This is a genomic window from Edwardsiella sp. A.80236 (assembly GCF_044540725.1).
Lineage (GTDB): Bacteria > Pseudomonadota > Gammaproteobacteria > Enterobacterales > Enterobacteriaceae > Edwardsiella > Edwardsiella tarda.
In genome coordinates this window covers 16,064-29,642 of the sequence record NZ_JBIUCY010000026.1, presented here as the reverse complement: position 1 = coordinate 29,642, position 13,579 = coordinate 16,064, and the positions used below count along the sequence as shown (strand labels likewise).

The following is a 13,579-nucleotide window of genomic DNA, read 5'->3' as shown; positions in this document are numbered from 1 at the left end:
ATTTTGGCATTCCGAGGAATGCTTAATACGAATCTTGCGAGTGCCCACACAGATTGTCTGATAATTTGTTAAAGAGCAATGACTTAGGAGCTTTGCTTCACTAAGTCGAGGCAGCGTATGTTACGCTTTCCTCGGTGAGTGTCAACGATTAATTTCTCGTTTTTCACTTCACTCTCCCCGGCTCATCTTGTGATGTTGTTCACAAGTGCCGTGTCGATGGAGGCGCATTATAGGGAGATTACGCCGCCTGACAAGCCCTAATTACAACTTTTTTATCATTCGACCACTTTACATACAGAGTGCGTTATTTTCATACCTTTTCCGGCCTCCGCTGATGGGAAATAGCTAAAAGAAAGGGCAGCCATCGGGCTGCCCTCGTATTGCGCCATCGTGAATTACTGCTGTGCCACGATCTGCTCGCCGTCCAACGCCAGGGTAATCGGTTTGCCCGGCAACAGTTTCCCGGACAGGATCTGTTGTGCCAACGGGTTTTCGATCTCCTGTTGGATGGCTCGCTTCAACGGACGTGCGCCATAAACCGGGTCGAAGCCGGCCTGAGAGAGCTGATCCAACGCCGCCTCGCTCATCGTGACGCTGTAGCCCTTCTCTTCCAACCGCTGATACAACCGCTGCAACTGGATGCGGGCGATCGCCTTAATGTTCTCCTGACCCAACGGATGGAAGACCACCGTCTCATCGATACGGTTGATGAACTCTGGTCTAAAGTGGTGGGTGACCACGCTCATGACCAACTCTTTCATCTCGCCATAGCTCAGCTCGCCGAAGCGATCCTGGATCAGATCAGAGCCCAAGTTTGAGGTCATGATCACCACCGTGTTACGGAAGTCCACGGTACGACCCTGGCCATCCGTCAAGCGACCATCATCCAACACCTGCAGCAGGATGTTAAACACATCCGGATGCGCCTTCTCGACCTCGTCGAGCAGGATGACCGAGTAAGGACGACGACGCACCGCTTCGGTCAGATAACCGCCCTCTTCATAGCCGACATATCCCGGAGGCGCCCCGACCAAACGCGATACGGAGTGCTTCTCCATAAATTCAGACATGTCGATACGCACCATGGCGTCATCGCTGTCGAACAGGAAGTTAGCCAACGCCTTGCACAACTCGGTCTTACCTACCCCGGTCGGCCCCAAGAAGAGGAAAGAGCCGATGGGACGATTCGGATCGGACAAACCGGCCCGGCTACGACGGATGGCGTTAGAGACCGCCTCAACCGCCTCATTCTGGCCGACGACGCGTTTATGCAGCTCATCTTCCATACGCAGCAGTTTCTCTCGCTCACCTTCCAGCATGCGCGATACCGGAATACCGGTCCAGCGTGCCAACACTTCGGCAATCTCGACATCGGTAACCTTATTACGCAGCAGCTTCATGCTCTTGCCTTCAGCCTGTGTCGCCGACTGCAACTGCTTCTCCAGATCTGGCAGCTTGCCATACTGGATCTCCGACATCTGCGCCAAATCGCCGCTACGCCGTGCCTGCTCCAGGGCGATCTTCGCCTGCTCGATCTCGGCTTTAATATTCTGGGTGCCCGTTAACGCGGCCTTCTCCGCCTTCCACTCTTCCTCTAGTGAGGCGTAGTCACGCTCCTTCTCCTCCAGCTCGCTATTCAGGATCTCCAGACGTTTCTTACTGGCCTCGTCGGACTCCTTCTTCAGCGCCTGCTGCTCCAGTTTAAGCTGGATGATACGCCGTTCCAGACGATCCAACGCTTCCGGTTTAGAGTCGATCTGCATCCGGATGCTGGAGGCGGCCTCATCGATCAGGTCGATGGCCTTATCGGGCAACTGTCGATCGGCAATATAACGGTGTGACAACGTCGCCGCCGCCACGATAGCCGGATCGGTGATCTGCACATGGTGGTGCAGTTCATAACGCTCTTTCAAGCCACGCAGGATAGCGATGGTATCCTCGACGGAGGGCTGCGCGACATAAACCTTCTGGAAACGGCGCTCCAGCGCGGCATCCTTCTCAATATATTGACGGTATTCGTCCAGGGTCGTTGCCCCGACGCAGTGCAACTCGCCGCGCGCCAATGCCGGTTTCAGCATGTTCCCGGCATCCATCGCGCCGTCGGCCTTGCCGGCGCCGACCATGGTATGCAACTCGTCGATAAACAGGATGACGCTGCCCTCCTGCTTCGCCAGATCGTTCAGCACCGCCTTCAGGCGCTCTTCGAACTCCCCACGGAACTTCGCCCCGGCGATCAACGCCCCCATATCCAAGGAGAGCACACGCTTATTCTTCAAGCCTTCCGGCACTTCACCGTTAATGATGCGCTGAGCTAACCCTTCGACGATGGCGGTCTTACCGACCCCCGGCTCCCCGATCAGTACCGGGTTATTCTTGGTACGGCGTTGCAGAACCTGGATGGTGCGGCGGATCTCTTCGTCACGCCCGATCACCGGATCCAGCTTGCCCTGCTCGGCACGTTCGGTCAGGTCGATGGTGTACTTCTTCAGCGCCTGGCGCTGATCTTCGGCATTCTGATCTTCCACTTTCTCTCCTCCACGCAACTGCTCAATGGCAGCGCTAAGTTTCTGCGCAGAGGCACCGGCGGCCTTCAGCATATCGGCCAATTTGCCGCGCTCTTCCATCGCGGCCAAGATAAACAACTCGGACGATATGTACGTGTCGTTGTGCTTTTGCGCTAACTTATCACACAGGTTGAGAACCCGAATTAACTCATTGGATGGTTGAACATCGCCACCCGTACCTTCTACCTGCGGTAGACGGCTAATAGCCTGCTCCAGCGACTGGCGAAACGCGCCGATATCGACGCCCGCAGAGGCCAGCAGCGGACGAACCGTGCCCCCATCCTGATTGAGCATCGCGCTCATCAGATGTATCGGTTCAATAAATTGGTTGTCACGCCCGAGTGCCAAAGACTGGGCGTCAGCGAGGGCTAACTGGAACTTGTTGGTTAAGCGATCCAGACGCATGATTCCTCCGAGACATATGCAAATTGCTTCTGGAGAATAAGTGTGGTCTAGACTGCACTTTTCAACCAAACTGTGACAATTATTTAATTATTTTTTGTGCAACGGAGGGTGGCACGCGAAGCGTACAGCGCTGTCGCCCCCCTGGGCGCGCCCAGGCGACCCAGTAGGCGAACAGAGACTCAGGAGAACCAGATCAGCGAGGCCATACGCCCGGTCTGGGCGGCTCGGCGGTAGGAAAAGAAGCGTTGTGGATCGCTCAGCGTGCAGCAGTCGCCACCGCTGATATCGCGGACACCGACCGCCTGGAGACGCAGGCGCGCCAGCGCGTAGATATCCGCCAAATATTTGCCCCCCGCGACGGGTTGGAAGGCCGTCACGCTGGCGGCATCTTGCTCGATAAACTGCTCACGCACCTCGGGCCCCACCTCGAAAGCCGTCGGTCCGATGGCTGGCCCCAGCCAGGCCAGGATGTGTGGGGGCTCGGCGGCAAAGCAGGCTAAGGTCTGCTCTAACACCCCATGACACAGCCCGCGCCAACCCGCATGGGCCGCTGCGACCTCATCGCCCCGTAGGCTGGTGAACAGAACCGGCAGACAGTCCGCCGTCATCACCGCGCAGACCTGCCCCGGAGTACGGGTATAGGCCGCATCGGCGCGCACATCTCTCTCTTCCGCCGAATCCGTCAGCGTCAATACTCGAGTACCGTGCACCTGCTCTAACCAGATCGGCGGCGTCGGGAGTTGCAATGCCTGACACAGGCGCTGGCGGTTGGCCTCCACCTGCTCGGGCACATCGCCCACATGCAGCCCAAGATTGAGTGAGGCATAGGGTGCCTGGCTCACACCGCCCTCACGGGTCGTGGAGCACGCCGAGACGCGCGCTGGCGCCGCCCAGCGCGGCGTGATCAGTTTCATAGCCAGTCCATCTCATCCTTAAAGGTTTCGGCATCCTCTTGCATCACCGCGATCAGACGCTGCATATCTTCCGGAATCGGCGCGTGCCACTCCATCTCGATACCGCTAATCGGGTGGTAAAGACGCAGCATGGTCGCATGCAGAGCCTGGCGATCGAAGGCGCGCAGCGTCTGGATAAATTCCGGCGAGGCATCACGCGGCGGACGCGGGCAGCCACCGTACAGTTGATCGCCCACCAGCGGGTGGTTGATGTGCGCCATATGAACACGGATCTGGTGCGTTCGTCCGGTCTCCAGACGTAGGCGCAGGCGTGTATGGGCGCGGAAATGTTCCATGATCCGGTAGTGAGTCACCGCCGGTTTCCCCATCGGATGCACCGACATATGGGTACGTTTCGTCGGATGGCGCGCGATCGGCTCACGCACCGTGCCCCCCGCGGTCATGGTACCAATCGCGACGGCCTCATATTCACGGGTGATTTCACGCAGCTGCAACGACTCGACCAGACGCGTCTGCGCCGGCACCGTCTTCGCAACCACCATCAACCCGGTGGTGTCTTTATCCAGGCGATGTACGATCCCGGCGCGCGGCACATCGGCGATCTGAGGGTAATAATGCAGCAGCGCATTCAACACCGTGCCGTCGGGATTACCGGCGCCCGGGTGAACCACCAGATCACGGGGCTTATTGATCACCAGGATATCCTCGTCTTCATAGACGATATCCAGCGCGATATCCTGCGCTTCCCAGCGGTTCTCTTCCTCAATCAGCGCATCAATGGCAATATGCTCACCACCCAGCACCTTCTCCTTGGGCTTATTGATGATGATCCCATTGACGCTGACGCGATCCTCAAGGATCCACTCTTTGATGCGTGAACGTGAATAATCAGGGAACAATTCCGCCAACGCCTGATCTAAACGTTGGCCGAGCTGGGATTCCGTCACCGTCGCGGTGAGTTGTACTTGTTGTGCCATAGTGAGTTTCTTTCGTTAACGTTGGGTTTTCTCGGCGTTGCCGTTTAAAATAGTGTGCTATTGTAGCTGGTCTTTGCCGGGAGCTTAACGGAGAGCCGCCCGGAACAACATAAAAAGGGTAAGCAAAACGTCATGACGCGTATCAAATATCTGGTGGCTGCCACCACGTTGAGCCTGGCGCTGGTTGGTTGCTCCAGCTCTAAAGAGGCGGTGCCCGACAATCCGCCTGCCGAAATCTACGCTACCGCACAGCAAAAGCTGCAGGACGGTAACTTTAAAGCGGCGATTACGCAACTGGAAGCGCTGGATAACCGTTATCCATTTGGCCCTTACTCTCAGCAGGTACAGTTGGATCTGATCTATGCCTATTATAAGTCGGCCGACCTGCCGATGGCACAGGCTACCATCGATCGCTTCATCCGCCTAAATCCAACCAGCCAAAATATGCCCTATGTGCTCTACATGCGCGGCCTGACCGACATGGCTATGGACGATAGCGCATTGCAAGGCTTCTTCGGTATTGACCGCTCCGACCGTGACCCGGAGCATGCCCGCCAGGCTTTCCGTGATTTCAGCCAGCTGGTACAGCGTTATCCCAACAGCCAATACAGTAGCGATGCGACCAAACGACTCATCTTCCTAAAAAACCGTCTGGCAAAACATGAGTTAGCCGTCGCACGCTTCTATACCAAACGCGGTGCCTATGTCGCCGTGGTCAACCGTGTCGAGCAGATGCTACGTAACTACCCGGATACTCAGGCGACGCGTGATGCGCTGCCACTGATGGAGAACGCCTACCGTCAGTTGGGTCTGATGAGCGAAGCCGCCAAAGTACAGAAGATCATCGCCTTCAATGGCGATAACGCCTAATAGCATAGTCGCATAACGGCTATGAGTAACGACAAAAGGCAGCCAATGGCTGCCTTTATTTTTATCATCCTGGCGAGCGAGGCAATGGAGTGAACGGAAACAACGCCATCCCCATGCTAGATTTCAGCCAAAGCACAGCCCAGGCTATACCACCTTTTCTGCCGCCAACCTTTTCATCATGCGCATAAATTTCCGCTGACTCAAGCGCTATTTTCAGCACTTTTCACCAGAGTCACAAAACCATCTAACTTTGCAAAAAGTGACAAAAATCCGTGATTTTCTTCTCACACTTTGCGCCACGGCGCGTTATGCTGAAATTACCAAGACGGAAAAGACAGAGAGGTATCTGTATGACTATCAGCATCACCAGCAAACAAATGGAAATCACTGCTGCCATCCGTGAACATGTCGAAGACCGTCTCAGCAAACTGGACAAATGGCAAACGCATCTGATCAACCCGCACATTATTCTGTCCAAGGATCCGCAGGGGTTCGTGGTTGACGCCACCATCAATACCCCCAATGGGCAACTGGTCGCCAGCGCTAAACATGAAGATATGTATGCGGCGATCAACGAGTTGCTGAATAAATTGGAGCGCCAGTTAAACAAGGTACAGCATAAAGGTGAGGCTCGCCGCGCACACACCAGCGTAAAAGAGGCCAATTTGCAGGCGGCTAGCGAAGAATAGCCTAGAAGTAGCGACTTAACCTGCCATAACGCGCCCCATCGGGCGCGTTTTTCGTTATGGCAAAAACGTTGACAGAGAAAAAGTATCACAGGTAACGTAAGGCTATCCCACACATTGGAGCCGCCTCATGCCGGGTCGTTTATCTTTCTTTCATTGCCGCTTTTTTACCCCCTGTCGCTTGGGAGGCTGCTTTCTACCTTAAAAGGGCAACGAAAGAACGATGTGCAGCCTCCCCCGGGGAGGCTTTTTTATGTGCGTAAACTATGGCATCAAATCGATTAATAAGGGCAACCGATGAGCACATCCAATCCGTTACTGACGCTACGCGAGCAGATCAGCGCCGTCGACAGCCAACTGTTGACCCTGCTGGGTGAACGTCGTCGCTTGGCCGAGCAGGTCGCCCAGGCCAAGCAGGCGCTACACCATCCGGTACGCGACCTCACCCGTGAACGCGAACTGCTACAACGGCTGATCGAGCAGGGCAAACCCCTACAGCTGGATGCCCACTTCATCACACGCCTGTTTCAACTGATCATCGAGGAGTCAGTCCTCACTCAGCAAGCCTTGCTGCAACAGGCTCACCAGGCGGCAGAGACCTCGGCACGTATCGCCTTCCTCGGCCCGAAAGGCTCATACTCCCATCTGGCCGCCCGGCGCTATGCCGCCCGCCATTTCGAGCAAGCCATCGAGTGCGGTTGTCAGCGTTTTGCCGATATCGTCGCCCTGGTCGAGAGCGGCCAAGCCGACTATGCCGTACTACCGCTAGAAAATACCTCCTCCGGCTCGATCAACGAGGTCTATGATCTGCTGCAACACACCAGCCTGTCGATTGTCGGCGAGCTGACGCTGACGATCGATCACTGCCTACTGGTCAACGGCGAGAGCGATCTGAAGCAACTGACCACCATCTATAGCCATCCGCAACCCTTCCAACAGTGCAGCCAGTTTCTCAACCGCTACCCACAGTGGAAGATCGAATATTGTGAAAGCACCGCCGCCGCGATGGAACAGGTCGCCGCCTTGCGCTCTCCTCAGGTAGCGGCACTCGGCAGCGCCGCCGGCGGCCAGCTATATGGCCTACAAGCCCTGGCTCACGATCTGGCTAACCAGACACAGAATATGACACGCTTCATCGTGTTGGCGCGTAAGGCCATCGAGGTCAACAGCCAGGTCGCCGCCAAGACGACCCTGATCATGGCCACTGGGCAACAGCCTGGCGCACTGGTCGACGCACTGCTGGCCTTCCGCGAACAGCACATCGTCATCACGAAGTTGGAGTCACGTCCCATCAACGGCAACCCGTGGGAGGAGATGTTCTATCTGGATGTGCAGGCTAACCTCAATCATCCCGCCATGCAGCAGGCGCTGCATGCGTTGCGCTCACTGACGCGCTCACAGAAAGTACTGGGCTGCTACCCGAGTGAGAACGTCATACCGGTCAGCAACGGCACACCATCGTAATAGCGCCCCACGGATCGCCGCCGCTCAACGGCGGCGATCGTGCGCCTGGCGCAACAACGTCCGGCTCTCTTGCTGAAAGTGTTGAGCATGGTCGCCAAACCAGTGTGCGACACGTTGAAAAGCGGTAACGAAGGCCGCCTTATCTCGCCCCTCCAGCAGTCGTATCGCCTCACCGAAGCGCTGGTGATAGCGCTTAATCAAGGCCAGATTGTCTGCCGATGCCATGATGATATCAGCATACAGTTGGGCATCCTGGGCGAACAGCCGCCCAACCATCATCAACTCCAGGCGATAGATCGGCGATGATAGCGTCAGTAACTGTGCCAGGCTGACATTCTCCTCCGCCAAATGCAGACCATAGGCAAAGGTCGTGAAATGGCGCAGCGCCTGGATGAAGGCCATGTTCTGATCATGATCGACGGCACTGATAGGATGCAGACGCGCCCCCCAAACTTGTAACTGCTCCAGCAGCCATTGATAAGCCTGCGGCTGACGCCCATCACAATACACGATCACCTGCTTGGCAAAACTGTCCACATCGGGACCAAACATGGGGTGTAATCCCAGCACAGGACCGGTATGGGCCGCCAACATCGCCTGCAACGGCGCAGCCTTCACCGACGCCAGATCGACCAGCAAACAATCCGCCGGTAAGGTCGGCAGGCGGGCGATCACCGCCTCGGTGAGAGGGATCGGCACGCTCACCACCACCATCCCCGCATCGGCGCATAGCGCCTCGGCCTGCGGCCAGTCCTGTGGCTCAAGGATGCGTACCTGATACCCGGAGAGACGGAGCATCCGAGTAAACAAGGCGCCCATCTTTCCGCCGCCACCGACGATCACCACCGGACGCAAGGTGGGATTTAACGCCTTAAAGCCTTTCTCATTCTCGCTGGAGTACGATTCCCGCATCACCCGGCGTAAGACATCCTCGATCAGATCCGGCGAGACACCGAGCTGCTCCGCCTCGGCCCGGCGCGAGGCGAGCATCGCCGCCTCGCGTTCTGGCACATAGACCGGCAACCCGTAATGGCTCTTCACCTCGCCGACCCGCGCGACCAATTCCAGGCGGCGCGCCAGTAGCGCTAATAACGCCTTATCAACCTCATCAATCTCGTCGCGCAACGCGCTCAGTTCCGCCACCATGAGCTTACCTCTCCCCTCGCCCTATGCCTGACAGCTGCTGGTGCATCGCACGCAGTAAGGTTTCTGTCGTCGCCCAATCAATACACCCATCCGTCACCGAGACACCATATTGCATCGCGCTACGCGCCTGCTCCGAACTCTGATTACCTGCAAACAGGTGACTCTCCAGCATCACGCCGATGATCGAACGATTACCCACAGCCAGTTGCGCCATCACCGCCTCGGCGACCTGGGGCTGACGGCGATAATCTTTATTGGAATTACCATGACTGCAATCGATCATCAGGCGTGGAGGAAGGCCGGCCTGTACCATCTGCGCCTCACATTGCGCCACATCCTGCGCGCTATAGTTCGGCACCGCGCCACCGCGCAGGATCACATGACCGTCGGGATTGCCTTGCGTCTGCAACAAACAAACCTGCCCCGCCTGATTGATACCCACAAAACGGTGTGGCATCGCCGCCGCCTTCAACGCGTTGATCGCCGTCGCCAGGCTACCATCGGTACCATTTTTAAACCCGACGGGCATCGACAGGCCTGAGGCCATCTCACGATGGGTCTGTGACTCGGTGGTACGGGCGCCGATGGCAGACCAGCTAAACAGATCACCCAGGTATTGGGGCGAGTTAGGGTCCAAGGCCTCCGTCGCCAGTGGCAATCCCATTTCGACCAGTTGCAGCAGCAGGCGCCGCGCAATATGCAGACCCGCCTCAACATCAAATGAGCCATCCATATAGGGATCGTTAATCAATCCCTTCCACCCCACGGTGGTACGCGGCTTCTCGAAATAGACCCGCATGACGATATAGAGCCGATCGCTCAGTGTCTCAGCCAAGCGCCGTAAACGGGCGGCATACTCCAGGGCCGCATCGACATCGTGGATCGAGCAGGGGCCACAGATCACCAACAACCGATCATCATCGCCGGCAAGGATCCGCGCGATCGTCTGGCGCGAGGCAGCGATCTGCGTCTGCTGTGCCGCATTGAGCGGGAAACGCGCCTTCAATGCCTCCGGCGTGATCAAGATCTGTTCGTCGCTGATATGCACATTATTAACCGCATCTTTTTGCATCATCGAAATATCCGCCTGTCTGGTCATGGTGCCCGGGGTCAGCCCGGGACGCTCTCCTGTGGTGTTTACATTAACAGCTATCGTAAAGTTTTCAATCCATAATCGTAAAGATAATCGCACAGTTATCTTTACAGGCTCAACGGCAGCAAATTTTGAAGCAACACGCAGTTTCCTGGTGACTCACCCCCACCGGTTAATATCACATGATAAGATGGCGCCGTTTTCAGGAGGGAGCATGTTAACAGTCATCATTGTCGACGATGAGCAACCGGCACGCGACGAACTCGCTACGCTGCTCCAACGCTATCCAGATATCGAGCTGGTCGCCAGTTGCGCCAATGCGTTGGAAGCCATTCCCCAGATCCATCGCCTGCGGCCCAGCGTGCTCTTCCTCGATATTCAAATGCCACGCATCAGTGGGCTAGAACTGGTGAACATGTTGGATCCCGACACCTTGCCCTACATCGTGTTTATCACCGCCTTCGACGAATACGCCATCCAAGCCTTTGAGCGGCATGCCTTCGACTATCTCCTTAAACCGATCGATACGGCCCGACTACACAAGACCCTTGAGCGCCTACTCCGTGGCAACGAATTACGCCAGAATTTGCATCCCCTGCAAGAACCGCAGCTTAAACACATTCCTTGCCACGGCTTAAACCGTATCTTCTTGCTCAAACTGGAGGAGGTCGAGTATCTGTCATCGGAGCTCAGCGGCATCCATGTTGTCGGTAACCAACAAAGTGGTTACACCCAGCTGACACTCAAAACCCTGCAAGAAAAAACACCGCTGATCCGCTGCCATCGTCAATATATGGTTAACGTCGATCGTCTCAAGGAGATCCAGTTACTGGATAATGGTGCGGCAGAAGTCCTCACCCAAAGTGGTAAGCGTATTCCGGTCAGCCGACGTTACTTAAAAAACTTAAAGGAGCACCTCGGTATCGCCTAAGTGCCCACCATCGATTAGCATAGCTAATAAAAATCGACGGAAAGAATTAAGCATGGTCCAACCATCGCATCTCCTCCATGATGGCGAACGCTTCTCTTGCCATGAGAAACGAGCCTCTTGTTTAAGCCAGTGTATTGATTAATAAGATAACTACTCCAGTCAGCACCGCGCAATATTCTCGCGTCTCGATTTTTCGCCCCGCGCACTCAAACACATTGCTCAATAAATACCTCTAGCGGGTTAATCTGATGCAATGCTTACTAATATCTTGCGAGTATCTATAATAAAGAGAGACTGATTGTTGTGGCGTAGCTCGGTAATTCCGAGTAAATTCTGCGTAAATACAGCAGATTAAAAATCTCACTGCTTTTTTGCACTTTTATATCGGATTTGCACTAAATAACCAGTATATTGTCCAGGTTATATTAATTTATAGCGATGTGATGAGTCCTCTCTGACGGTGTTAGTTATGATGAATACAACAGTCACCTATGAAGCCAAAGGCTATGAAGATATCCCGGCACTGTTATCCTTTATGCAACAACAGTTACAATGCGGGCGACTCACCCTCGACATGACCTCGGAAGACTTCTATGCCAAGGCGATGATTAGCCGACTGAGTAATGGTGCGCGCTTTATGACCATGAGCGCCTGTGGCTATAATATTACCCATCACATCGCGCATGCTCAGCAAAGCCGGGTACTCTACCTCATCTACTCAGACCATAAGATGCAATGGGGCGAGGAGGGGTTAAACTGCACCTTACCTTACCGCGACTCCTTTCTGATCGACAGCTCAAAAGGCTTTCAAATCTCGTCACCGGGTTACCAGCAAACGCGTTCCTTTGCTATCCCCTTCTCGTTACTGGGGGATCGCTTAGAGCATGTCATCCAAGGCTTGATCGGGCGTAAACTCTCATCGATTAAATATGGTGACGAGATCAATAAAATCATGTCAACCACGCAGCATGCCCCCGGCCTAGCCGAGCGCTTAGATATTGTCACCAACTTAATCAAGGTCATCACTTATAATGAAAAGCAAGAAAACAACAGTAAATATGAACTGATCGTCAAGAAAATCACTATGAATATCTATGACGAATCATTATCACTCCCCCAGTTGGCACAACTATGCGCCATGTCAGCGCGCAACATTCAATATATACTCGCCTCTCATGGCACCACCTTCAATCGTCTCAGTGCCGATATTCGCCTGAAGTTACTCTGTGATAACCTACAGAAGATGAAGCATAAGAAATTGAATGAGATCGTTTTTCTAAGTGGTTACAACTCCTTCTCAACCGCGGCCCGCCACTTTAAGCGGAAGTTTAATCAGTCGATTACCGACTACCTCCAGCAAAACCAAGCTTAATCCAGCAATATGGCTATAAGGCATATTTAATATAATAGCTAGGCAATGACTCCTGGTAATAGTCACGAAAGTGGCGTGATGCCGTCAAAAAGGAGCGATAGCCACAGCGCTTGACAATGTCACTTAACGAGCGAGTGGGTGTATGCTGCATCTCCTGTAACAAACAGGTCAGACGCGCCTGTACCAAGAGTACCTGAAAACGTGTATTTTGCTGAGAGAATACATACTGGATAGAGCGTTTCGACATACCACTGATGTGTACTAACTTGGCAAGCGAAAAGTCGGTACTCCGACAATGTGTGAGAATGAGGTTATTAAGATAATCGAATTTATTAAGCGCGCGCCGTGTCGAAATATTACTCGAGATAATCAAAAGATTAATCAGCACGGTGATCTTCTCGGTTAACGCTGCCGCGGTATGGCTTTCCGCCGCCATGCTGGTGATCAGTTTACCGAAGGGAAGTGTCGATGCCAGCCGTCCATCGAATAGGCGTTCGACGGCTGCAGCATATTGTCCAAAACACGCTTCCGGCAATAATACCGACACTGTCGAGCGCAATAGTGATGAGGCCATACTAAATGGCTGCGCACCATTCAGCAAAAGACACTCTTTACTCCGCACCGTAATAGCACGGCCATCGAGAGTACATTGCAACGGTGTTTCCGTGTATACCAGACCATAAACGGGTCTTGAATGCTCATACTTCTCGATCATCCCGGGCGTGGTCCGGATCACCACGACACGAGCACCATTAGCTAGCTGATGTATCTCGCTCTCGCCAAAAAAATCATCCTGTTGTGCATTAATTCTTATCCTACCACACGCCGTATGCTGCTGAAAAAAATGGCTCCAAGCAGTAAAATTTTCAATACCATAAGTGAACAGCGAATGTGTAATGATCTCGGCCATCGTCGCTCCGCACCCGCATAAAAATGGAACAAGTCAAAGTGCTATCATGATTAATCCGCTGATAATGTCATACATCTCTTATCAATGTTTTTATTCACGCTCAGCGACATCCTATCGATACGATTAATAAGACATCTCGCAACGGAATAATAAATACCCCTGGTTGCTAATAGATAATTATCGCGTAGTAATCCCGCCATACCTATCGCTATCTCAGCATATCCTCTCCAGATAACAATATCTGGGG

At 54.3% G+C, this 13,579-nt stretch carries 11 protein-coding genes; 5 read left to right on the top strand and 6 right to left on the bottom strand.

Going from position 1 to position 13,579, the window contains the following annotated elements:
- Positions 1 to 395: 395 nt before the first annotated feature.
- The 3 genes from clpB to rluD form a co-directional block, all read right to left on the bottom strand.
- A complete protein-coding gene (clpB, locus tag ACEQFP_RS16265) occupies positions 396 to 2,969 on the bottom strand; it encodes an ATP-dependent chaperone ClpB (protein ID WP_005281848.1) in 2,574 nt (857 codons plus the stop codon).
- Between the two features lie 179 nt (positions 2,970 to 3,148).
- Positions 3,149 to 3,883 (bottom strand): purine nucleoside phosphorylase YfiH, encoded by a 735-nt coding sequence (gene yfiH / locus ACEQFP_RS16260; protein WP_068870297.1) that lies wholly within the window; start codon positions 3,881 to 3,883, stop codon positions 3,149 to 3,151.
- The gene (rluD, locus tag ACEQFP_RS16255) at positions 3,880 to 4,860 is read right to left on the bottom strand and encodes a 23S rRNA pseudouridine(1911/1915/1917) synthase RluD (RefSeq protein WP_370547222.1); all 981 of its coding nucleotides are present in this window, start codon (positions 4,858 to 4,860) and stop codon (positions 3,880 to 3,882) included. Before rluD ends, yfiH begins: the two co-directional genes overlap by 4 nt.
- A 132-nt stretch (positions 4,861 to 4,992) precedes the next feature.
- Here rluD and bamD point away from each other — a divergent pair, with 132 nt between their 5' ends.
- From bamD to pheA, 3 genes are all read left to right on the top strand, one after another.
- Positions 4,993 to 5,730 (top strand): outer membrane protein assembly factor BamD, encoded by a 738-nt coding sequence (gene bamD, locus ACEQFP_RS16250; RefSeq protein WP_005281854.1) that lies wholly within the window; start codon positions 4,993 to 4,995, stop codon positions 5,728 to 5,730.
- Positions 5,731 to 6,080: 350 nt separating this feature from the next.
- On the top strand, positions 6,081 to 6,419 hold the full coding sequence (gene raiA, locus ACEQFP_RS16245) for a ribosome-associated translation inhibitor RaiA (RefSeq protein ID WP_005281856.1): 339 nt from the start codon (positions 6,081 to 6,083) through the stop codon (positions 6,417 to 6,419).
- Between the two features lie 294 nt (positions 6,420 to 6,713).
- Positions 6,714 to 7,880 carry a bifunctional chorismate mutase/prephenate dehydratase gene (gene pheA / locus ACEQFP_RS16240; protein ID WP_068870299.1) on the top strand — a complete coding sequence of 389 codons (1,167 nt, stop codon included), beginning with the start codon at positions 6,714 to 6,716 and terminating at the stop codon, positions 7,878 to 7,880.
- Positions 7,881 to 7,904: 24 nt separating this feature from the next.
- Here pheA and tyrA read toward each other — a convergent pair whose 3' ends face one another.
- Both tyrA and ACEQFP_RS16230 read right to left on the bottom strand, forming a co-directional pair.
- Positions 7,905 to 9,026: a bifunctional chorismate mutase/prephenate dehydrogenase gene (tyrA, locus tag ACEQFP_RS16235; protein WP_035598454.1), complete on the bottom strand. Its 1,122-nt coding sequence runs from the start codon at positions 9,024 to 9,026 to the stop codon at positions 7,905 to 7,907.
- A gap of 4 nt (positions 9,027 to 9,030) precedes the next feature.
- Positions 9,031 to 10,098, bottom strand: a complete 1,068-nt coding sequence (locus ACEQFP_RS16230; protein ID WP_068870384.1) for a 3-deoxy-7-phosphoheptulonate synthase — start codon at positions 10,096 to 10,098, stop codon at positions 9,031 to 9,033.
- 235 nt (positions 10,099 to 10,333) lie between these two features.
- On the opposite strand from ACEQFP_RS16230, the gene btsR reads away from it, so the two are divergent.
- Together btsR and ACEQFP_RS16220 are read left to right on the top strand one after the other, a co-directional pair.
- Positions 10,334 to 11,050 carry a two-component system response regulator BtsR gene (btsR, locus tag ACEQFP_RS16225; protein WP_005281865.1) on the top strand — a complete coding sequence of 239 codons (717 nt, stop codon included), beginning with the start codon at positions 10,334 to 10,336 and terminating at the stop codon, positions 11,048 to 11,050.
- 469 nt (positions 11,051 to 11,519) lie between these two features.
- Positions 11,520 to 12,422 carry an AraC family transcriptional regulator gene (locus ACEQFP_RS16220; protein ID WP_005281867.1) on the top strand — a complete coding sequence of 301 codons (903 nt, stop codon included), beginning with the start codon at positions 11,520 to 11,522 and terminating at the stop codon, positions 12,420 to 12,422.
- A gap of 13 nt (positions 12,423 to 12,435) precedes the next feature.
- Here the strand turns inward: ACEQFP_RS16220 and ACEQFP_RS16215 are convergent, their stop codons facing one another.
- On the bottom strand, positions 12,436 to 13,332 hold the full coding sequence (locus ACEQFP_RS16215; protein ID WP_005281869.1) for a helix-turn-helix domain-containing protein: 897 nt from the start codon (positions 13,330 to 13,332) through the stop codon (positions 12,436 to 12,438).
- Positions 13,333 to 13,579: the final 247 nt, after the last annotated feature.